Source organism: Streptomyces sp. NPDC098101 (assembly GCF_044760185.1).
GTDB lineage: Bacteria > Actinomycetota > Actinomycetes > Streptomycetales > Streptomycetaceae > Streptomyces.
This window is the reverse complement of the sequence record NZ_JBIWAS010000001.1, coordinates 223,255-245,106: the sequence shown is the minus strand read 5'-3', so window position 1 is coordinate 245,106 and position 21,852 is coordinate 223,255. Positions and strand designations below refer to the sequence as shown.

Genomic DNA, 21,852 nt, shown 5'->3' with positions numbered 1-21,852 from the left:
CTCACGGACGGCACGGTACGGGCGTCTGACGCCCCCGACCTTAGTCGCCCCGGGCGCTCAGCACTCCGATCCGGTGAAGTGCTCCCGCACGAGGGACCGGACGACCGTCAGGTCCTGGGCGATCAGGGCGTCGAGCAGGGCGGTGTGCTCGGCGGCGTCGGCGACGAGGACGCCGTGGCGGAGGGCGGGGGCGCTGATCAGGGGCCACTGGGAGCGGCGGTGGAGGTCGTCGGCGACGGCGAGGAGCTGCTGGTTCCCGGCGAGGGAGAGGACGGCCCGGTGGAAGGCGCGGTCGGCCTCGGCGTAGTGGGCGCGGTCACCCCGGGCCGCCGCCGTCGCGGTGGCCTCGGCCAGCGGGCGCAGCTCGGCCCAGCGGGCGGCCGGGACGGTGCGGGCGAGCCGCAGCATGACGGGGACCTCGATGAGCGCGCGGATCTCGGCCAGCTCGGCCAGCTCGCGGGGGGTGCGCTCGGTGACGCGGAAGCCTCGGTTCGGCACGACCTCGACGGCGCCCTCGACCGCCAGGCGCTGCATGGCCTCGCGGACGGGGGTGGCGGAGACGCCGAAGCGCTCGGCGAGGGCGGGCGCGGAGTACACCTCGCCGGGGACCAGCTCGCCGCCGACGAGGGCGGTGCGGAGCGCTTCGAGGACCTGCCCGCGCACGGAGTGCCGGCGCACGGCCCGGGGCACCGTGAGCCCGGCCGGCTCGCCGTGGGTGTGCTCGCCCCGCGCGTACGGGACCCCGGGGGACGAGGCAGCGCCCTGGGCCTGTCCCTGGACCTGACTCCGCCCCTGCGCCGGGTGCCGGTCCGGAACCGCGCCCTGGACCTGACTCCGCCCCTGGGTCGGATGCCGGTCCGGAACCGCGTCCTGGGCCTGTCCACGGGCCGGGCTCCGGCCCGGGTCCGCGCCCTGCTCCCGCCCGGGATGCCCGCCGGGCCCGGCGCCCCGGGCCGAGTCCGTGCCCCGGGCCTGGCCCGGTACGCGTGCGGGACGGGCGTCCGGGGGGTCGGACGGGTCGCCGTGCGCGGCGTCGGCGGGGGGCGGGGACGGGGGTTCCGTCGTCCGCTCGCGCGCTGCGCCCTGCTCCACCCGGGTCCTCCTGCGGCCTCGTGCCGGGCCCGGCTCGCGTCGCGCGGGTCCTCTGTGCACCATAGGCGAACGGACCCGTCTCGGAGGTGTGAGAGACGCCTAGCAGGTCGGAGCCGTGTGCTGGTGGTGAGACACCCGATCGAATCGGGTAAGGTAAGCCTTACCTGCCAACGATCGCGATTCGGTGGTCCGCATGACCGTCCCCGCCCTGTTGCCCGCCCCGCCCGCCTCGTCCGTCGCGGCCTCCTACGCCCGCCTCGCCGAGGTCTTCTCGTACCTGCGCATAGAGGAACACGCCCCCGGCGAGCTCCTGCCGCGAGGCGAGGGCTGGGTCGACGCGGCGGCGCTCGCGGCCGGCGGCACCGAGCTCGACGCCTTCCTGGCCTGGGACGACGAGCAGGTGCTGCGCGACTACGGCACCCGGGCCCGCCCCGACGTCGTCGCCAGCTTCGGACTGCACCGCTACGCCTGGCCCGCCTGCCTCCTGGTCACCGTCCCCTGGTTCCTGGAGCGCCGGGTCCCCCGCCTGCCCGTCCGGAACGTGGCCTTCCAGCGCACGCTCGGCCGCATGGCGGTCCGGATCGAGGAGTTCGCCTGTCTGCCGGGCGACCCCGCCGCGGCCCTGCCCGGCGCCCGGGTCGTCGCCGACGAGGAGGCGCTGCGGGCCGAGGTGCGCTCCTCGCTCGCCGAGCACTTCGAGGCGGTCCTCGACGGCTTCGGCGCCCGGATGCGGCGCGGCCGCCGGGCCCTGTGGGGCATGGCGACCGACGAGATCGTCGAGGGCCTCTGGTACGTCGGCACCCTGCTCGGCGAGGAGCGGCGGGCGATGGCGGAGCTGGAGCTCCTCATGCCGGGCACGGCCAAGCCGTACGCGGGCTCGGCGGGCTTCCGGGAGCTGCCCGGCGCCGAGGGTCCGGGCGGCGCCCCGCTCACCACCCGGGACCGGGCCACCTGCTGCTTCTTCTACACGCTGCGGCCCGAGGACACCTGCGTCACCTGCCCGCGCACCTGCGACGCCGACCGGGTCCGCCGGCTGACCGCGGCCGCCTGAAACCCCCGACGGGACGCCCGCCGATTACGCCACCCGGAAGAGTGGCGGCAATCGAACGCAACTCCCCTCCCTTGCAAGGACGTTCGACCAGATCGCCCCTATTCGTAGGGCCCGACACCCCGATGGCGTGGTCTTGCCCCGAAACGCCGTGAGGGCCGCACGAGGTCGGTCAGTATGGGCGACCGAACGCCCTACCGCGATGCAAGGGACACCGCATGAGACTGACCGACATATCGCTGGACTGGCTGCTTCCCGGCGGCGTGATGGTCGCCGGGGTCCTGACGGCGGTGGCGGTGCTCGCGCGCGGGAAGCGCGCCGGTGACCAGGCCCCGGCCGAGGACTCCTGGGAACGCAGCGAGGAGCGCCGCCGGCGCAAGGAGGCGATCTACGGATTCGCCTCGTACGGCCTGCTGTTCTGCTGCGCGGCCGTGGCCGCCGCGCTCTCCTTCCACGGGCTGGTGGGCTTCGGCCGCCAGAACCTCAGCCTCTCCGGCGGCTGGGAGTACCTCGTGCCCTTCGGCCTCGACGGCGCGGCCATGTTCTGCTCGGTCCTCGCCGTCCGCGAGGCCAGCCACGGCGACGCGGCCCTCGGGTCGCGCCTGCTCGTCTGGCTGTTCGCGGGCGCGGCGGCCTGGTTCAACTGGGTGCACGCGCCCAGGGGCCTCGGCCACGACGGGGCGCCGCAGTTCTTCGCGGGCATGTCCCTCTCGGCGGCGGTGCTCTTCGACCGGGCGCTGAAGCAGACCCGCCGGGCCGCGCTCCGCGAGCAGGGCCTCGTGCCCCGCCCGCTGCCGCAGATCCGGATCGTCCGCTGGCTGAGGGCGCCCCGGGAGACCTTCGCGGCCTGGTCCCTGATGCTCCTGGAGGGCGTGCGGACCCTGGACGAGGCGGTCGACGAGGTGCGGGAGGACCGCAAGGAGAAGGAGCAGAACAGGATCCGCAGGCGGGACCAGGTGAAGCTGGACCGGGCCCGGCTCAAGGCGATCAACCGTCAGCACCGCTCCTTCGGGCTCGGTCGCGGCGGTGGCCGCCAGGTCGAGATGGCGGCGCTGAACGCCACGGCCGTCCCGGGCACGGCGCCCGCCCAGGTCGCCGGGTCGGGCTCCACGACGGGGGCCGTCCAGGCGCCCGTCGTGGAGCCCGCCATAGCGGATCCCGGACAACTGCCGCTTCGGCCCCGGCCATCCCTGCAAGCCGTGAGGGGCGATGAGCCCCGGACGGGAGACTCCCGGGCGGTGGACCTCACCGCCGAGGACGACACCCAGACGCTGCCCCGTCTCGACTCCCTGGAGCGCAAGCTCAAGGACCTGGAGCAGCAGTTCGGCTGAGCGAGGAAGTACGGAGAACGGCGGGGTCGCCCCCTCAGGCGGCCCCGCCGTTCAGTTCGAACCACACCACCTTGCCCACCCCCTGGTCCTCGACTCCCCAGGAGTCGGCCAGGGCCTGGACGAGGACGAGCCCCCGGCCGTTCGTGCGGTCGTCGGCGGGCAGCGCGTGCGGCGCGTCCAGGCCGGGGACGAAGTCGCGGACCTCGACCCTCAGCTGCTCGGGGACGACCGTCGCGGTCACGACGGCCCCGTGGTCGGTGTGGACCAGGGCGTTGGTCACCAGCTCGCTGGTGAGGAGTTCGGCCACGGCGGAGGCGCCAGGACCGCCCCACTTCCGCAGCAGTTCGCGTAAGGCGTGCCGTACTTCCGGTACGGCCGTGAGATCCGCGCAGCCCACCTTTCTGAGCAGTTGAGTCGGCTGTCGTGACTCCCCGGTCATGTCCCCCACCCGTGGTCGCGTCGAACAGGCTCACGGGGATGAATGCCCCACAGGACCGTCGGCACACATGGGTCGTGTCGGAGGGTCAGGGCCTGGGCACGTTCCGCAGGTTCGATCGGGCCATCTGGAGCATCCTGCCCACGCCCCCGTCCAGGACCATCTTGCTGGCGGAGAGCGCGAAGCCGGTCACCATGTCCGCCTTGATCTTCGGCGGGATGGAGAGCGCGTTGGGGTCGGTGACGACGTCCACCAGGGCCGGGCCCTTGTGCTTGAAGGCGTCCTTGAGGGCGCCCGCCAGTTGCTTGGGCTTCTCGACCCGGACGCCGTAGGCCCCGGCGGCGCGGGCGACGGCCGCGAAGTCCGGGTTCTTGTTCGTCGTCCCGTACGAGGGCAGGCCCGCGACCATCATCTCCAGCTCGACCATGCCGAGCGAGGAGTTGTCGAAGAGCACGACCTTCACGGGCAGGTCGTACTGGACCAGGGTGAGGAAGTCGCCCATGAGCATGGAGAACCCGCCGTCGCCGGAGAGCGAGACGACCTGCCGGTTCCGGTCGGTGAACTGGGCGCCGATCGCCTGCGGGAGCGCGTTCGCCATCGAGCCGTGGCTGAACGAGCCGATGATCCTGCGCCGCCCGTTGGGCGTGAGGTAGCGGGCCGCCCAGACGTTGCACATGCCCGTGTCGACGGTGAAGACGGCGTCGTCGTCGGCGAGTTCGTCGAGGACGGAGGCGACGTACTCGGGGTGGATCGGGGTGTGCTTCTCGACCTTGCGGGTGTAGGCCTTGACGACCCCTTCGAGGGCGTCGGCGTGCTTCTTGAGCATCTTGTCGAGGAAGCGGCGGTCCTTCTTGGCCCGGACCCGGGGGATCACGCAGCGCAGGGTCTCCCGGACGTCCCCCCAGACGGCGAGGTCGAGCCGGGAGCGGCGCCCCAGGTGCTCGGCCCTCACGTCCACCTGGACGATCTTCACGTCGTCGGGCAGGAAGGCGTTGTACGGGAAGTCGGTGCCGAGCAGGATGAGCAGGTCGCACTCGTGGGTGGCCTCGTAGGCGGCGCCGTACCCGAGCAGACCGCTCATGCCGACGTCGTACGGGTTGTCGTACTGGATCCACTCCTTGCCCCGCAGGGCGTGTCCGACCGGTGCCTTGATCCGCTCGGCGAACCGCATCACCTCGGCGTGGGCCCCGGCGGTGCCGCTGCCGCAGAAGAGCGTCACCCGTTCGGCGTCGTCGATCATCCGGACCAGGGCGTCGATCTCGGCGTCGCCGGGGCGGACGGTGGGCCGGGTGGTGACGAGCGCGGACTCCACCGCCTTCTCCGGGGCCGGCTCGGCGGCGATGTCGCCGGGCAGCGAGACGACGCTGACGCCGCCCCGGCCGACGGCGTGCTGGATCGCCGTGTGGAGCAGCCGGGGCATCTGCTTCGGGCTGGAGATCAGCTCGCTGTAGTGGCTGCACTCGCGGAACAGCTGGTCGGGGTGGGTCTCCTGGAAGTAGGAGAGGCCGATCTCGCTGGACGGGATCTGGGAGGCGAGGGCGAGGACCGGGGCCATGGAGCGGTGGGCGTCGTACAGACCGTTGATGAGGTGCAGGTTGCCCGGTCCGCAGGAGCCCGCGCAGGCGGCGAGGCCACCGGTGATCTGGGCCTCGGCGCCCGCGGCGAAGGCGGCGGTCTCCTCGTGCCGGACGTGGATCCAGTCGATCCCCCTGGTGCGGCGGATCGCGTCCACGACCGGGTTCAGGCTGTCGCCGACCACTCCGTAGAGGCGTTGCACGCCCGCGCGCACGAGGATGTCGACGAACTGTTCGGCGACGTTCTGTTTGGCCATGGCTCCATCAACACACGGCCCGGCGGATCACGCCTCCCAGACGGCCACCCCCGTACGGTCATCGGCGTAACCGGTCACCCTCAGCTGGGTGTCGGCGAGGAAGGCGGCGAGGCCGGGCGGCTCCGCGTCGGCCCAGCGGTCGGCGAGCTCGCGGGCGAGGCCGGGCTCGTCGCGCATCGGGTCCGCGAGCCCCGGCGAGGCCAGCAGCAGGGTGTCACCGGGACGGGCGACGGAGGCGCGGAAGCGGAACGGCTCGGCGGGCGGCGGCACGGGCTCCTCGACGAGCGGTCCGGGCGCGGTCGTGATGCCGAGGTCCATGGTGAGCCGGTCGCCCTCCTCGGTCGCCTCCGGGGCGGACGGGGCGGCCGGCGGGGAGCCGAAGCCGACGACGGGGGCGCCGGTGACGGCGGCCCGCTCGGGCAGCAGCGGCTCGATGTCCTGCCAGGCGCCGTCGCGGAGCCGGAAGAGACCGCCGCCGCCGATGCCGAAGAAGACCCGGGTGCGGCAGTCGGGGTCGGCGGGGAGCAGGAGGCAGCGGAGGGAGGCGGTGTACGCGTCGGGGGCGAGGCCCCGCTCGGCGGCGCGGGCGCGCAGCTTGCCGTACGTGCGGTCGGTGAGCCGGTGCAGTCCGGACTTGAGGTCGCCCCGGCGGCCGGACCTGATGTCCTCGGAGAGCCGGGTGTGGCTGCGGCAGACGGCCTCCGCGATCCAGCGGCAGGCGTCGGCGGCGGCGAGGTGGGCGTCCTCGGCGGCGCGGGACCCGGCGGCGACGGCGACGAGGACGAGCGCGGCCTCGTCGTGGCCGAAGCGGGCGGTGAGGAGGGCGTCGCGGCGGGGCTCGCCCCGGAAGCGGGCCGAGTCGCCGCGCACGGAGGCGGCGCGCAGCGTGCAGGTGCCGTAGCGGGCGCCGTCGAGGACGGTGTCCGCGACCACGTCGGCGAGTTCGCCGGGGCGGGCGAGGGGCAGGGCGGTGGGCTCGGGCTCGTAGGTGGGCGGCCTGCTGCCGACGAATCCGGTACGGGGCCGGGGGACGGGCAGGGCGACCTGGACGGTCGGGGCGTGGTCGGGGCGGGCGTCGGTGTCGGTGTCGGTGTCGGTATCGCTGTCGGCCGGTTCCTTCTCGGGATCCGGAGGCACCGGCACCTGGACGGTGAGCTCCTCGGCCGGCGGGGCGGACGGGGGCGGCGGCCCGGGGAAGGTCCGCGGCCCGGCCTCGGCCGTCTCCCAGGGGGCGGGCGTGCCCGGGGCGGCGGACGGCGGGGGCGGTACGGGAGGTGCCGGCGGGGCGCTCGGGGCGGCGGCCGTGAGCGGTGCGGACGGCTCGGGGGCCGTCGTCGGCGCGGGCGGCGGGGGCGGAGGTGGAGGCGGCGTGGAGGGCCGGGGTGGTTCCGGGGCCGCGCCGGGGGCCCTGCTCGTGCCGGTCTCCGGGGCCGTCTTCGGGGCCGGAATCGGGGCCGGGGCCGGTGGCGCGGACCGGGGGTCCGGGGTCCCGGTCCGGGCCGGAGGCGTCGTCGCGTCCGTCTCCGCGTCCGTCACCGGAGGCGTCGGAGGCGTCGGAGGGCGCGGGTCGCCCGGTGGGCCCGTCGTGGCGCGGGCCGCCGTGTCGAAGTGGTCGTCGAGCGTGTCACCCGAGGCCGTCGGGGCCGTGTCCGGCGCCGACTCGTCGTAGAGCTTGTCCCACCAGCTGTCCCCCTGCTGCGTCATGCCCTTATTGTCCACCGCGCGGGGGGTCCGAAAACGGGACATCGGGAAAAGCGTTGCGGCGAATGGGTGGTCCGCCGGGCGACCCCACCCCCCACGGGAAGGACGCCCGGCGGACCGTCGTGGTCAGCGCACGTCGTAAGCGCGGACCACGGTCTGGGTGACGGAGTTGCCCCCGGCGTCCGTCAGTTCGGTCTTCAGGGTGACCTGCTCGCCGGTCGCGCCCGCGTGGTTCACGGTCGCGGTCCAGCGGCCGCCCTGCTGGGAGACCCGCGCTTCGGTCCAGGTCGTACCGCCGTCGTAGGAGTACGAGAGCCTGGCCGAGGTGAGCGCCGCGGGGGTGTAGCCCGCGTGTCCCGTCGCGGTGAGGCCGATGTGCTGGCCGTCGGTCGCGGCGAGGGTCTTGAGGCCGTCCTCCGGAAGGTCGTACCGGGGGAAGAGAATCGGGATGCCCTGAGAATAGACGCTCTCGTCAAGCTTGGAGGTGAATTCCCACACCGAGTTGACGGACGTGGAGCGGTCCCACACCTTGCTGCCGATCTTCATGGTGTTCTGTTCGAGCGTGTACGTCCCGGCTTCGGCCGGTACCTCGAAGGCGCCGTGCGGCCAGCCGGTCTCGCCGAGGAGTTCGCCGTTCCGGCGGAGGCTGAGGTTGCCGATGTCGCCGAAGGAGCCGGGCTCGGCGTGGTGGGTGTTGTCGCCCCACATGGCGGCGGCGAAACCTATGAGGTTGCCCTGCCGCTCGGAGACGAGGACCGGCTTCCCGGTGGCGTCGCGCGGGGCGGTGGGGGCGAGGACGCCGTCGTACCAGCGCTCGGTGCGCTTCTCCCCCGCCCGGTAGGCGTGGCGGGCGCCGACCATGAGCTCGCCGAAGGGGAAGTTGCTGCCGATCAGCTGCTCCCAGGCGGTGTCTCCGGCGGAGTAGTACTCGGTGCGGGTGCCGGGCACGGGGACCGTCTCCAGGGAGCCGAAGAAGACGCGGGTGCCGTTGGGGCGGTGGGCGGCGGGACTGTCGAAGAAGTCGGTGGTGACGCCGGTGGAGCCGTACGCGGAGTCCGTGCGGCCCAGGGAGCGGTCGCGGACCCGGTACTCCTTGGCGGAGCGGATCGCGCCGGTCTCGGGGAACGCGAGGTTGTAGACGTACGGGCTCTTCGCGGTGGCCTTCCAGGCGAGGGTGACCGGGCCGGCGGCCAGCTTCTTCAGGAGCGCGGCGGCCTCGGCGGGCGGGACGGAGAGGACGGGGAGGCCGTTGCCCATGAAGCCTCCGCCGGGGTACCAGCGGCCGGGGGCCGTGTGGTGGGCGACGACGGCGACGGCTCCGGCGGCCTTGGCGTCGCGGGCGAGGACGCTCGCCTGGGTGGAGTCGTCGGGGAGCCGGACGAGGGCGACGCGGCCCTTGACGTCGGCGGCCCTCAGCTCGTCGGGGGTGCCGGTTCCGGCGTCGACGAGGCGGGCGGAGCCGGTGCCGTCGAGGTTGTCGGAGGCGAGGGAGCCGGTGAGCGGGTGCAGGGTCAGGCCGTCGGTGGTGCGCAGCGAGGTGATCTGCGGGGCGGCGGCCCGCCAGTAGCTGCCGAACTCGAAGTCGCCGTCGTCGGCGCGGCCTTCGACCGAGGCGTAGTAGGAGCGGAGGGTGCGCGGTCCGGCGGCGGTGCCTGCGTGCGTCCAGGTGTCGTCCCAGGAGCGGGCGAACGCGAGGGTGGCGCCGCGGAGTTCGGTGGCCTTGTCGGTCCCGATCGACAGCCGGTGCGCCTTGCGGGCGTCGAGGACGACGGTGGTGTCCTTCCTCAGCTCCAGCTGCGGGCGGCCGAGGTAGCTGAGCGAGTCGTTCAGCGCGGCGCCCTCGCCCGGGTCGGGCGTGGTGACGTAGGAGGAGAGGAAGTAGCCGCCGGGGCGCAGGCGGAAGACCTGGTCGGTGGCGCCCTCGTTGAAGCGGCGTTCGCCGGTGGCGTCGTCGGTGCCGATGACGTCGAGGGAGGAGGCGCCGGAGGCGGGCGCGCCCAGGCGGTCGATCAGCTTGACGCGGAGGGTGACGGTCTCGGGCTCGACGTAGAGGGAGAAGGGGGTGGAGACGCGGACGCCTGCCTTGCCGGTTGCGATCACGCGGCCGGTGACGTCGCCGTACTGGGCGCGGTCCAGGCGGGCGGCGGGGTCGAGTTCGAGCGGGACCTTCACGGTGGCGCCGGCGGGGACGGTGACGGTCCGCTTGCCGAGGCTGGCGACCGAACTCCGTACGCGGGAGCCGTCGTTGCCGGTGACCTTCTCGACGGAGAGGTTCAGGGTGACGGGGGCGCCGGAGGTGTTGGTGTACGGGACGGAGACCGTGGTGCGGTCGGTCCTGTCCTGCGGCCAGGCGAAGGTGCCGCCCTGGACGGCGGGCGCGCCGAGGACCTTCTGGTCGATCGCGGCCTTGACGTCGAGACGGCCGCCGCCGACCTCGCGGACGTCGCCGGGCAGGTCGCTCTCGGCGGAGGCGACGAGCGCGGCCTTGATCTGCCGGGCGGTCCAGTCGGGGTGGCGCTGCTTGACGATCGCGGCGGCGCCCGCGACGTGCGGGGTGGCCATCGACGTACCGGACATGGACTGGTAGGCGTAGACGCCCCGGCCGCCCGCGGCGGCGGCGGAGATGGCGACGCCGGGTGCGGCGATCTCGGGCTTGAGGGTGTGGTTCACGAGTGTCGGGCCGCGGCTGGAGAAGTACGCGGTGGAGTCATCGCGGTCGGTGGCGCCGACGGTGAGGACGCCGGGCGCGCAGCCGGGCGAGGAGACCGTGTTGAGGGAGGGGCCGGTGTTTCCGGCGGCGACGACGAAGAGGGTGCCCTCGTTCTTGGCGAGTTCCTCGGCGGCGGTGCTCATGGGGTCGGTGCAGTCGGTGGGGGTGGGGTTGCCGAGGCTCATGGAGACGACGTCGGCGCCCTGGGCGACGGCCCACTCCATGCCCGCGATGATCCAGGAGATCGCGCCGGATCCGGAGTCGTCGAGCACCTTGCCGTTGAGGAGTTCCGCGCCGGGCGCGACGCCCTTCTTCTTTCCGCCGCTCGCGGCGCCGGAGCCGCCGACGGTGGAGAGGGTGTGGGTGCCGTGGCCCTGGCGGTCGGCGGCGGTGTCGGAGTCGGTGAAGTTCTCCGAGGCGACGACGCGGCCCTTGAGGTCGGGGTGGTCGGTGTCGGCGCCGGTGTCGAGGACGGCGACTTTGGTGCCCTTGCCGTCGTAGCCGGCGGCCCAGGCCTCGGGGGCGTGGACCTGCTTCGTGGAGCGCTCCAGGGTGGCCTCGACCTTGCGGTCGAGCCAGAGCTTCCGGATGCCGGAGGCGGCGCGGGCCTTCGGGGCGTCCACCTCGGCCCAGAAGGTGGCGGTGGTCTTCTTCTCGGCTCGGAGGGCAACGCCGTCGACGGCCTCGAGGACCTGGCCGCGCCGGGCGCCGCGCGGGGCGAGGGGGGCGGAGCGGGTGACGTCGGAGCCGTAGACGGCGATGAGGGGGAGGGCGGTGGTGGCGGCGTCGTCGTAGCCCTGACGGATCAGGCCGGTGACGTTGAAGAGTTCCTCGTCGACGCGTCCGGCGGCGAGCGCGGCGGTGGCCGTCTCCGGGTAGACGTACAGGTCCTGGCCGGTGCGGCGGGTCTGCACGAAGGGGACGGTCCCGTCCTCGCGGGGCAGGGCCGCGGCCGCCGGGGCGCCCGCGGCGTCGCGGGTGACCAGGACGCGGTCGCCGGTGACCAGGGTCACCGTGGCGGTCCGTGCTCCGGTGCGGGCCGAGACCTCGCTGCCGACCAGGGGTCGCTTGCCGGCCGTGCCGTCCCGTGGCTCGTTCGCCATGGACGGCGCGACCGCGGTGGCGGCCAGGACGGCGGCTGTCGCCGCTCCCAGGGCCGTACGCGAAATCGGACGCATCGCTCTCCCCATCTGATTCCGGGCACGGCGGTGCAAGTCGCCCTTTCCCGGAGGCTGTTGGTGCTGCGGTGGCGCCACATTGGCAGAGGTGAGGGCGGTGCAGGGATGATGTGCCCGGCGGGAATACGCCGTGGCCGTTTCCCGCCAGGTCACCAACGGAACGAAAGCCTCCGCCGGGCGTCCCGGGAAGACGCGGACGCCCGGCGGAGGTGGGCGAGGGGTGGGGCATTCCATGCTGGGAGCGATAGGACTCGACGAGCGCCAGGAATCGGCGTACCGCGCCCTGGTCTCGCTGGGCGCGGCCGAGGTCACGGACCTCGCCCACCGGCTCGCGCTGCCCGAGCGGGAGACCGAGCGGGCGCTGCGGCGCCTGGAGTCGCAGGGGCTCGCCGCCCAGTCCTCGGCCCGCACCGGGCGATGGGTCGCGGCCCCGCCCGGGGTGGCGCTGGGCGCGCTGCTCACCCAGCAGCGCCACGAGCTGGAGCAGGCCGAGCTGGCGGCGGCGCTGCTCGCCGAGGAGTACCGGGCGGAGGCGGCGGAGGCGGCCGTGCACGACCTGGTGGAGGTGGTGACCGGGGCGAGCGCGGTGACCCACCGCTTCCTCCAGCTCCAGCTGGGGGCGACGGAGGAGGTCTGCGCCCTGGTGACGGGCAAGCCGATCGCGGTCTCCGGCCTGGAGAACGACGCGGAGGAGCAGGCGGCCGGGCGGGGGGTGCGCTACCGGGTGGTGATCGAGCGCGAGGTGCTCTCCCTGCCCACGGGGCTCCTGGAGCTGTCGGCGGCGCTCGGCCGCGAGGAGCGCATCCGGGTCGCGGACCGGGTCCCCACGAAGCTGGTCGTCGCCGACCGGTCCCTGGCGATGGTGCCGCTGACCGGGCGGGGCGCGGAGCCGGCGGCGATCGTGGTGCACGCGAGCGGGCTCCTCGAATCGCTGATGGGGCTCTTCGAGTCGGTGTGGCGGGAGGCGCTGCCGCTGCGGCTCGGGGCGGGCGCGCAGATCACCGAGGACGAGGCGCCGGGCCCGGACGCGGTGGACCTGGAGATCCTCTCCCTGCTGCTGGCCGGCATGACGGACGCGAGCGTGGCGAAGCAGCTGGACCTGGGGCTGCGGACGGTGCAGCGGCGGGTGAAGGGCCTGATGGAGCTGTCGGGCGTCTCGACCCGCCTCCAGCTGGGCTGGCACGCGTACGAGAAGGGGTGGGTGGCGCGGGGGTGAGGGCGGGGGCGGGGCCTCGGAGCGCGCCCGGGGGCGCCGGGGCGGCTTGGGCCTCGTATGCCCCGCATTCCGCAGGGCGGGCCGTACTCCTATAGGGCCCGTGCTTCTCGGGGCCGTACTCCTCAGGGCCCGCACTCCTCGGGGTCGTACCCCTCAGGGCCGCACTCCTCGGGGCCGCACCCCTCAGGACCCGCGCCCCTCGGGCCCCCGCCAAAAGCCCCGTCCCCCGTCCGCCCCTCGCGACCTGCGGGAATCCGTGGCGTCGTGCACGCTGGGCAGCGTGGGTGTGTGGCAGCTCCTGATGGTCGCGACGGTGATGCTGCTCGGCCTGTTCGGGGTCCTGGCGCCCGGCGTGCCGGGAACGTGGCTGGTGTGGGCGGCGATGCTCTGGTGGTCGCTGCACGAGCGGACGGACCTCGCCTGGATCCTGCTGGCCTCCTCGACCGGCCTGCTGCTCCTCACCCAGGTGATCGTCTGGCAGCTGCCCGCGCGCCGCTTCCGGGGGGTCGGCATCACCCGCCGGATGGTGGCGTACGCCGGGGTGGGCGCCCTCCTGGGCTTCGTCCTGGTCCCGGTGGTCGGCGCGATCCCCGGCTTCGTCGGCGGGATCTACCTGGCGGAGCGGCTCCGGCTGGGCGGCCACGGGCAGGCCGGGGCGGCGACCCGGACGGTGATGCGGGCGGCCGGCACGAGCGTGCTGGTCGAGCTGTTCGCCTGCCTGCTGATCGTGGGGGCGTGGGCGGGAGCGGTCGTCTGGGGCTGAGCCCCCGAGGGGTTTTCCGGCACGCCTCTTCACTCACCGGCAAGGCACCGAAAAGCGCCGGAGCGGCGCACGGAGTTCGCAACGCACACCATCAAAAGGGAATGTACGGACGGGAAAGAAACCGCCGTTCTCCCTAAAAGTACGCGGCCGCCATATCGGCCCAATGACTAATTTCCGGCATTCGTGGATGAGAACGGACCGGTTTCCGGTGCCACGCAGGTCTCGACGACGGTGTGCTCACCGGCCGCCGATCCCCTGACGCAAAGTCGCCCTCCCGGCTCCCTCAGGTCGAGGGAGAAACGCGTGGTCGCGCCCGTCCGCTCCAGGCCGTGGATGCGTTCGTCGACGTAGCCGAGGCCGTTCAGGATCTTCCGGACCCCGCCGGGAGCGGGATCCTTCAGCTTCAGGAGCGCCTGGGTGACGCGCTCCTCGTGCAGACCGCTCGCGCACCAGTCCCGCGCGCTCAGCTCCGCTTCCGGTCCGCCCGTGGGGAAGCCCGGCTCGACCGGGCCGGCCGGCGGCGTCTCCCCGGGGCGGATCGACGGTTCCTCCGCGCCGCCGCCGGGGTCGCCGGAGCGGTCGGCGGGCGCGTGGCCGGACGGGCACGGCCGGGCGACCTCGGCCAGCATCGCGGCGAAGGCCGCCCCGCCGGCCGGCTCGACGGCACCGGTGGCGGCACCGGCGGCGGCCCTGGTGGCGGCGCCGGCGCGGGCGGATCCGCCGCTCCCACCGCCACCCTCCGCCCCACCCGCACCACAGGCGGTGAGCGCCAGGACCGCGAGGACCGCTGCCGCGAGGGCGGGTCGCGGGCGGCCCGGAGGACGTACGCACGTGTCGTTCGAGGCGTGGATTCGCGTCACCCGCACAGTCTCGGGCCACGCCGCACACGGCGCATGAGTACCCCTACTCATTACTGTTTCGGCCACCTGGCCGAAAGTAACTGCAAATAACTTTCGCGAATAAAGCGAATTTCTTTTGCCTTTCGAAAACCCTTGTGAAGGCGGCCGCTCGCCTCCTAGTGTCCGCAGCGATCAGTAAGCGATCCGTAAGCGATCAACAGGCGAACGACTTATGCATGGGGGGAATTCATGCGCAGAACCGCTCTGCCCGTCATTGCCGCGCTCTCCATGGCGCTCCTGCTTCCGCAGAGTGCCGTGGGAACGACACCTGCCGGGCCGCAGGCCGCCGGAGCGGGAACGGCCGGAACGGGGATCGTCGACCCGCCGGCGGCCACCGGCGAGTTCGAGGAGGTGGGCCCGGGCATGTACTCGACCGGCAGCCAGACCTTCGAGATCGCCGAGAACGACGTCTCCGCCGGTTCCGTGGGCCGCAGGCACACCGTCGCCGCCCGGGCGGGCGACGTCGCCAAGCCCGAGTCCGCCCCCACGAACCGCCCCGACATGGGCGTCTTCGGCCCCGGCTGGGAAGCCGAGTTCCTGGGCGGCGAGCTCAACCAGAAGCTGGAGCAGCAGGGCGACGCCATCGTCGTCACCGACCTCGGCGTGGGCGAGTCGACGCGCTACCTGCTCAAGAGCAGCCTCGACGCCCCCGACGGCGGCTGGGTGAAGAAGTACGAGACCTCCACGGGCGACAGGATCACCGACACCGCCCGGTGGGACGCCGCCACCGGCACCCTGGTCTCCACCGTCGTCGAGACCCTGAACGTGGACCTCACGGTCGCGGACGAGGGGCAGCCGGCCGGCGCCTCCGAGGCGGGCGACGAGCCCGTGTCGGCCGCCGACCTCAAGCCCACCCGCACCTGGAAGCAGGTCGCCCCCGGCACCAACGCCTGGCGGGTCACCGGCTCGGGCAACGCGGCCTACGGCGTCTCCACCGTCACCTACGACTCCAAGGGCCGGGTCTCCACCATCACGGAGCCGGCCGTCGGAGAGGCCCTGAAGGAGACCGTCGCGATCAGCTACGCGGCCTCCACCACCGCCTCCGGGACGAAGCTCGGCGACTACTCGGGCCGCGCCAAGGAGGTGAAGGTCACCACCGGCACCACCACGCAGACCCTCGCCCGCTACGCGTACGACTCCTCCGGCCTGCTGCGCTCGGTGACCAACCCGGTCGAGAGCAGCGCCGCGGTCTCCTCCTACGTGTACGACTCCACCGGCCGCGTCTCCGACATCGTCTCGCCGGACAACGGCGACTGGGACCTCGCCTACCCGACGACGTCGGCCTCCCCTGACGTGCTGCCGGCCGGCCCCGCCCGTCCGTCCTCGGACGCGCCGATCGAGGGCGCGAGCGGGATCACCGACGCGAACGCCACCGCTCCCCCGGCCACGGACATCGGCCCCGGTGAGATCTCCGACCCGGAGGCCTACCCGCGCAAGTGCAGCTGGGCCCGCCACTGGCTGTACTACTGGAAGACCGGCTGCGCCGCCTGGGCCGCGCACTACGGCTGGCACAAGCCGTACTTCAAGTGGACCAAGACCGGCTACCGCGTCGTGGGCATCAACAACGACGGCTGCAGCACCCCCGGCCCGAACGTCAGCAAGCCGGGCGGCTGGAACTTCCGGCCCGCGTGCGACATGCACGACTACGGCTACGGCCTGATCGGCAACACCTACAAGGGCTACGCGTACTACCTCGACCGCCGGAAGAAGGTCGCGGTGGACGACGTCTTCTACACCACGCTGCGCGACAAGGTCTGCGCGGGCTACTTCTGGAAGAAGCCGTGCCGCGCCACCGCCTGGACCTACCGCCAGGGCGTCCGCAAGGGCAACCCGAAGAACGGCGCCAACAAGACCTGATCTCCGGCCCGTTCTCCCGACGGAGCACTCCCCGGGACACCGGGGGCCGGGCGACGAGACCCTCGCCGCCCGGCCCCCTCTCCCACCGCACACCGCGCCCGGCGCTCCGTCACCCCTCCCGCACCCGTGTGCTGCCACCGTCTCCCCGGGCCGAGCCGCGCCCCCGTTCTCCACGGGCCGAGCGACGTCCTCTTTCTCTCCGAGGCAACTGTGAAGAAGAAGTTCTGGGCCACGGTCGTCACCGCGCTGACGGCCGTGTCGCTCGGCGCGGTACCGGCCCAGGCCGCCGCGCCGCTGAGTGCCCCCGCGGCGGCCGAAGCGGCCGACGGGGTGATCGACCCTCCCCTGTACGACTCCACCGACGGCGGCGGCACCGTCCGCGTCAACGTCGTCACCGAGGACCGGGCGGACCTCCCCGACGCGGCGAGCGCGGGCGAGACGAAGCAGTCCTTCGCGATCCTGCCGGTGGTCACCCTCAAGGTCGACCGGGCCGGCCTTGACCGGCTGGCCGCCAAGCCGGGCGTGGTCAGCGTCACCGAGGACGTCCCGGTGCCGCCGACCCTGGACAACAGCGTCCCCCTCATCGGCGGCGACAAGGCCTTCGCCGCGGGCAAGACCGGCGCGGGCAGCGCGGTGGCCGTCCTGGACACCGGCGTCGCCGTCCGCCACCCGTTCCTGAAGGGCCGCGTCAAGACCGAGGCCTGCTTCTCCCCGAGCGACGCGGACCTCGGCGCCTCCAGCCTCTGCCCCAACGGGGCCGGGGTGCAGGAGGGCGCGGGCACCGCCGACTCCGAGACCGGGCCGTGCGCGACCATCTCCGGGTGCGACCACGGGACCCACGTGGCCGGCATCGCCGTCGGCAACGGCGCCGGCATCAGCGGCGCCCCGGCGCGCGGCGTGGCCCCCGGCGCCGACCTCATCGCCATCCAGGTCTTCAGCAAGTTCGACTCCGAGGACTACTGCGGCGGTTCCACCCCGTGCGTCCTCAGCTTCACCAGCGCCCAGCTCGCGGGCCTCGACAAGGTGCTGCAGCTCCGTCAGGCCGGGACGCCCGTCATCGCGGCCAACCTGAGCCTCGGCGGCGGCCGTTACACCACCGACTGCACCGCCGACCCCCGCAAGGTGGCCGTCGACAAGCTGCTGGCCGCCGGTGTCGCCACCGTGGTCTCGGCCGGCAACAACGGCTACGCCGACGCGGTCAGCGCCCCCGGCTGCGTCTCCTCCGCCGTCACCGTCGGCTCCACCACCCCCGACGACGAGCTGTCCGGATTCACCAACAGGGGCCCGCTCCTGGACCTGTTCGCCCCCGGCACCAGCATCGTCTCCTCCGTCCCCGGCGGTACGTACGCCCCCAAGAACGGCACCTCCATGGCCGCGCCGCACGTGACCGGCGCCTTCGCGGTGCTGCGGCAGACGTACCCCACCAAGAGCGTCACGGAGCTCCAGGCGCTCCTGAAGAGCACCGGTCGGCCCATCGGCTACACGGGCGCCACCACCCCGCGCATCGACCTCGGCCAGGCGATCGCCCCGAAGAAGACCGGCATCGTGGACTTCAACGGCGACGGCGCCGAGGACATCGCGATCGCCGACCCGGCGGCCACCGTCGGCGGCACCACGACCGCCGGCGCGGTCTGGATCACGTACGGCGGCGGCAAGGGCACCGCGGGCATCCACCAGGACCTCGACTGGGTGCCGGGCGGCTCGGAGCAGGGCGACTGGTTCGGCGAGAAGCTCGCCACCGTCGACTACGACAAGGACGGCTACACCGACCTGGTCGTGGGCACCCCCGGGGAGGACGCGGGCTCCGTGGTCGACGCGGGCTTCGTGGACGTGCTCTACGGCGCGGCCGGCGGCCTCGGCACCGGCAGCAAGAAGGCCACGCACTTCGAGCAGGGCCAGGGCACGGGCGCGATCGCCGCCTCGGGCCCCGAGGCGGGCGACCGCATGGGCCACTCCCTCGCGGCCGGCACCACCCGGTCGGGCGAGCCGTACCTGCTGATCGGCGTCCCCGGCGAGTCCCTCGGCACCCTCACCAACGCGGGCGGGGCCTTCTACGTGCGCGGCACCACCAGCGTCGCCATCCACCAGGACAAGGCGGGCGTCCCGGGCACGGCGGAGAAGGACGACAAGTTCGGCTTCAGCGTGGCCGGCGACTCCAACTTCCTCGCCATCGGCTCCCCCGGCGAGGCCATCGGCAGCCTGGCGAAGTCCGGCGGGGTGGCGATCTTCAACCCCAACAAGCTCGACTCCGAGGGGAAGCCCACACCGCTGGCGGGCCTCGACCAGGACAACCCCGCGATCTCCGGCGGCGCCGAGGCCGGTGACGAGTTCGGCTTCGCGGTGGCCATCGCCCCGTTCCGGGCGTCGGGCGCCGCCACCGCCTCCGAGTCGATCCTCGCGATCGGTTCGCCCGGCGAGGGCGTGGTCGTGGACGGCCAGGACCGGGCCAACGCGGGCCGGGTCGTGCAGATCCGCATCAAGGCCGACGGCACGTGGAGCTACCTGCGCGAGCTGAAGCAGGGCACCGCGGACGACACGGTCTCCGGCACCTCCGAGGTCGGCGACCGCATGGGCGAGACCCTGGCCGCCGTCAACACCGCCCCGGACGCGGTGAGCACCTCCGCCTCCATGCGGCTCGCCGTCGGCACGCCCGGCGAGACCCTCGGCACGGCCGCCCAGGCGGGCGCGGTGCACACCTTCTCCCTGGCCGGTGCGGCCGGGACCAACGACCGCTGGATCGAGGCGGGCGACGGCGACGGCATCCCCGGCACCCCGGGCGCCAAGCAGTACCTCGGCAAGAGCCTCGCCTTCACCGGCACGCGCCTGTACGTCGGCATGGCCTACGGCCCGAACGCCGGCGGCGCGCTGTACGCCCTGCCGATGTCCAACGTCACCGCCGGAGGGGCGGTCGCCCCGGTGACCGCGTACCGGCCGGGGACGGGCGGGCTGCCCTCGGGCGGCGTCCGCTTCGGGTACGCCGCGCGGTAGCCGATCCGCGGGAAGAACCACGGGAGCCCCGTGAGGACCGTCCGGTCCTCACGGGGCTCCCGCGTCTTCGGCGCGCGGAAGCGGACTCCCGGCGGTCCCGGCGGTCCCGGCGGTCTCGGCCGGGAAGAGATAGCGGAAGGCGTACGAGCGCCAGGGCCGCCACTCCTCCGCCCCGGGCCCGTCCGGCAGGGCCGCGTCGGGGTCCCCGAGGGCCCGCATCCGGATCAGGGCGGCGGCCCCGGGGGTCACTCCGGGGACGGCGAGCAGCGCGCGCTCGGCCTCGTCGCGGTCGGCCCCGGGATCGAGGCGTACGGCTCCGTCGGCGAGCGCGCGGGCCAGCGGCCCCGCGACGGGGTGGCCGGTCAGGTCCCGGGGCGCGGGGAAGAGGCGGGTGAGGCCGCCGCAGGCGGTGGCCGCCGGGGTGCCGTGCTCCTCGACGACCCGGGCGGACTCCTCGGCGCCGAGGAGGGTCCGCAGCGCGAACTCCTCGGGTTCGGCCGTGCCCGGGGAGCGCACGCCGGGCCGGGCGGCCACCTCGGCGGCGAGCCCGGGGGCGGCGCCGAGGCGTTCGGCGACGGCGTACGGGTCGGCGTCCAGGTCGAAGAGGCGGCGGAGCCGGTGCACGGCGGTGGTCAGGTCGCGCAGCTCGGTGAGGTGGATCCGGGCGTCCAGCCAGCGCCCGGCGGAGCGCTCGTCGACGGAGACGATCCCGGTGCCGTACGGGAGGCGGAGGGTGCGCCGGTAGGTGCGGGCGCCGGGGGCGCCGACGACCTCCTCGACGCGGGGCAGGGCCTCGGCGGCGAGCAGGTCGAAGACCTCGCCGGCCGCGTAGGGGCCCCGGTGGGCGAGCCGCAGCGGCACCCCGGCGGCGAGGGCGGTGCGGGCTCCCGCGCCGGTGCCGGACTCGGCGCGCAGGGCGGTGGGGGTGCGGGCGTAGACGGCGCGGATCGTGTCGTTGAACTGGCGGACGCTGGCGAAGCCGGACGCGAAGGCGATCTCGGTGACGGGGAGCCCGGTGGTCTGGAGCAGCAGCCGGGCGGTGTGGGCCCGCTGGGCGCGGGCGAGGGCGACGGGCCCGGCGCCGAGTTCGGCGGTGAGCTGGCGCTGGACCTGGCGGGGGCTGTAGCCGAGGCGTCCGGCGAGGCCGGGGACGCCCTCGCGGTCGACGACGCCGTCCCCGATCATGCGGACGGCGCGTCCGACGACGTCGGCCCGGACGTTCCACTCGGCGGAGCCGGGCACGGCGTCTGGGCGGCAGCGGCGGCAGGCCCGGAAGCCGTGGCCCTGGGCTGCGGCGGCCGTCGGGAAGAAGGCGACGTTCCGCCGCTTGGGGGTGACGGCGGGGCAGCTGGGACGGCAGTAGATGCCGGTGGTCCGGACGGCGAAGAAGAACTCTCCGTCGAACCGCGCGTCCCTGCTGCTGACCGCCTCGTAGCGGGTGTCGTCGTCCCTCACGGGTTCCAGTGTGCGGCGGCGCACGGCCCGGGGCTCGCGGTTTTCGGACATCGCGCTCCCCGGAGCCGTACGTCCCCGCCCGTACGGGCTACCGCAGCCGGCCGCTGCGCTTGAACTCGCCGGCGGCCCGGCCCGCGTCCCCCTTGCGCTTCCAGTCCTTGCGGATCTCGTTGCGCAGGCGGGCGTCGGTCTTGGCCACCAGCCGCTGGTTCTCGCGCATGAGCTTGCGGAAGCTCTCCAGGCGGCGGACGGGCAGGGTGCCGTCCTCGATGGCGGCGGCCACCGCGCAGCCCGGCTCCGCCTCGTGGGCGCAGTCGTGGAAGCGGCACTCCGCCGCCAGCTCCTCGATCTCCGAGAAGACCTGGCCGACGCCGGTCTCGGCGTCCCAGAGCCCGACGCCGCGCAGGCCGGGGGTGTCGATGAGGACGCCCCCGCCCGGCAGGACGAAGAGGTTGCGGGTGGTGGTGGTGTGGCGGCCCTTGCCGTCGACGTCGCGGGCGGCTTGGACGGACATGACGTCCTCGCCGACGAGCGCGTTGGCGAGGGTGGACTTGCCGGCGCCGGAGACCCCGAGCAGCACGGTCGTGCCGCCCGCGACGACGCCGGAGAGCACGTCGACCCCCTCGCCCGTGGCCGAGCTGAGGGGCAGCACCCGTACGCCGGGGGCGACGGTCTCGACGTCCTCGACGAGGTAGGAGAGACCGACGGGGTCGGGGACGAGGTCCGCCTTGGTGAGGACGACGACCGGCTGGGCGCCGGACTCCCACGCCAGGGCGAGGAAGCGTTCGATCCGGCCGAGGTCGAGCTCGACGGCGAGCGAGACGGCGATCACGGCGTGGTCGACGTTGGCGGCGAGGATCTGCCCCTCGGACCGCTTGGAGGAGGTGGAGCGCGCGAACGCGGTACGGCGCGGCAGACACGCCCGTACGTACCGGGGATCACCGGCGCCCTCGGGGTCGACGGCGGCCCAGTCACCGGTGCACACGACCCGCAGCGGGTCGTGCGGGGTCACGAACGCGGTGTCGGCGCGGACGGTCCCGTCGGCGGTGACGACGTCGCACTGACCCCGGTCGACCCGGACGACCCGCCCGGGAACGAGCCCCCGGACGGCGTACGGCGCGAAGGCGTCGGCCCAGCCGGAGTCCCAGCCATGGGCGTCGAGAAGGGAGGAGGAGTCAAGGGAAAGCGGGAAAGACAAGGGGGACCCTTCACAGGGGTGGCCCCGGCGGCGCGCTCCGAGCGCGCGAATCGAGTGGGTGTCAGCCGGAGGCCACGGAGGTGGGAACGATGAACTCCTGAATGCGGGCAGAGCCCGTCAGCGTGACAGTCATCAATGTCCTCACCTCC

General features: G+C 74.0%; 14 protein-coding genes. 6 read left to right on the top strand and 8 right to left on the bottom strand.

What is annotated here, in order from left to right; translation table 11 throughout:
• Positions 1 to 57 precede the first annotated feature (57 nt).
• The gene (locus tag ACIQVI_RS01020) at positions 58 to 1,092 is read right to left on the bottom strand and encodes a GntR family transcriptional regulator (protein ID WP_403589695.1); all 1,035 of its coding nucleotides are present in this window, start codon (positions 1,090 to 1,092) and stop codon (positions 58 to 60) included.
• Positions 1,093 to 1,285: 193 nt separating this feature from the next.
• Between ACIQVI_RS01020 and ACIQVI_RS01015 the strand changes: the two genes are divergently transcribed.
• Together ACIQVI_RS01015 and ACIQVI_RS01010 are read left to right on the top strand one after the other, a co-directional pair.
• Positions 1,286 to 2,143, top strand: a complete 858-nt coding sequence (locus tag ACIQVI_RS01015; RefSeq protein ID WP_351974003.1) for a (2Fe-2S)-binding protein — start codon at positions 1,286 to 1,288, stop codon at positions 2,141 to 2,143.
• A gap of 215 nt (positions 2,144 to 2,358) precedes the next feature.
• Positions 2,359 to 3,471, top strand: coding sequence for a DUF2637 domain-containing protein (locus ACIQVI_RS01010; RefSeq protein ID WP_403589692.1), 1,113 nt, complete (start codon positions 2,359 to 2,361; stop codon positions 3,469 to 3,471).
• 34 nt (positions 3,472 to 3,505) lie between these two features.
• Here ACIQVI_RS01010 and ACIQVI_RS01005 read toward each other — a convergent pair whose 3' ends face one another.
• From ACIQVI_RS01005 to ACIQVI_RS00990, 4 genes are all read right to left on the bottom strand, one after another.
• Complete coding sequence (locus ACIQVI_RS01005) at positions 3,506 to 3,910, bottom strand: ATP-binding protein (protein WP_121833654.1); 405 nt, start codon at positions 3,908 to 3,910, stop codon at positions 3,506 to 3,508.
• Between the two features lie 85 nt (positions 3,911 to 3,995).
• Positions 3,996 to 5,738 (bottom strand): pyruvate dehydrogenase, encoded by a 1,743-nt coding sequence (locus ACIQVI_RS01000; protein ID WP_351972239.1) that lies wholly within the window; start codon positions 5,736 to 5,738, stop codon positions 3,996 to 3,998.
• Positions 5,739 to 5,765: 27 nt separating this feature from the next.
• Positions 5,766 to 7,442: a protein phosphatase 2C domain-containing protein gene (locus ACIQVI_RS00995; RefSeq protein ID WP_403589690.1), complete on the bottom strand. Its 1,677-nt coding sequence runs from the start codon at positions 7,440 to 7,442 to the stop codon at positions 5,766 to 5,768.
• 123 nt (positions 7,443 to 7,565) lie between these two features.
• The gene (locus ACIQVI_RS00990; RefSeq protein WP_403589688.1) at positions 7,566 to 11,327 is read right to left on the bottom strand and encodes a S8 family peptidase; all 3,762 of its coding nucleotides are present in this window, start codon (positions 11,325 to 11,327) and stop codon (positions 7,566 to 7,568) included.
• 232 nt (positions 11,328 to 11,559) lie between these two features.
• On the opposite strand from ACIQVI_RS00990, the gene ACIQVI_RS00985 reads away from it, so the two are divergent.
• Positions 11,560 to 12,543: a helix-turn-helix domain-containing protein gene (locus ACIQVI_RS00985; protein ID WP_351972242.1), complete on the top strand. Its 984-nt coding sequence runs from the start codon at positions 11,560 to 11,562 to the stop codon at positions 12,541 to 12,543.
• A 280-nt stretch (positions 12,544 to 12,823) separates the two neighbouring features.
• Positions 12,824 to 13,306: a DUF456 domain-containing protein gene (locus ACIQVI_RS00980; protein WP_351972243.1), complete on the top strand. Its 483-nt coding sequence runs from the start codon at positions 12,824 to 12,826 to the stop codon at positions 13,304 to 13,306.
• 167 nt (positions 13,307 to 13,473) lie between these two features.
• Here the strand turns inward: ACIQVI_RS00980 and ACIQVI_RS00975 are convergent, their stop codons facing one another.
• The gene (locus ACIQVI_RS00975) at positions 13,474 to 14,166 is read right to left on the bottom strand and encodes a hypothetical protein (RefSeq protein WP_403589686.1); all 693 of its coding nucleotides are present in this window, start codon (positions 14,164 to 14,166) and stop codon (positions 13,474 to 13,476) included.
• Between the two features lie 228 nt (positions 14,167 to 14,394).
• On the opposite strand from ACIQVI_RS00975, the gene ACIQVI_RS00970 reads away from it, so the two are divergent.
• Both ACIQVI_RS00970 and ACIQVI_RS00965 read left to right on the top strand, forming a co-directional pair.
• A complete protein-coding gene (locus ACIQVI_RS00970; protein ID WP_403589684.1) occupies positions 14,395 to 16,062 on the top strand; it encodes a phospholipase A2 in 1,668 nt (555 codons plus the stop codon).
• A 210-nt stretch (positions 16,063 to 16,272) separates the two neighbouring features.
• Positions 16,273 to 19,050, top strand: a complete 2,778-nt coding sequence (locus tag ACIQVI_RS00965) for a S8 family peptidase (protein WP_403589682.1) — start codon at positions 16,273 to 16,275, stop codon at positions 19,048 to 19,050.
• Between the two features lie 48 nt (positions 19,051 to 19,098).
• Here the strand turns inward: ACIQVI_RS00965 and ACIQVI_RS00960 are convergent, their stop codons facing one another.
• Both ACIQVI_RS00960 and rsgA read right to left on the bottom strand, forming a co-directional pair.
• Positions 19,099 to 20,556, bottom strand: a complete 1,458-nt coding sequence (locus ACIQVI_RS00960; RefSeq protein ID WP_403589680.1) for a DNA-3-methyladenine glycosylase 2 family protein — start codon at positions 20,554 to 20,556, stop codon at positions 19,099 to 19,101.
• A 37-nt stretch (positions 20,557 to 20,593) separates the two neighbouring features.
• Positions 20,594 to 21,703 carry a ribosome small subunit-dependent GTPase A gene (rsgA, locus tag ACIQVI_RS00955; RefSeq protein WP_351973183.1) on the bottom strand — a complete coding sequence of 370 codons (1,110 nt, stop codon included), beginning with the start codon at positions 21,701 to 21,703 and terminating at the stop codon, positions 20,594 to 20,596.
• Positions 21,704 to 21,852 lie beyond the last annotated feature (149 nt).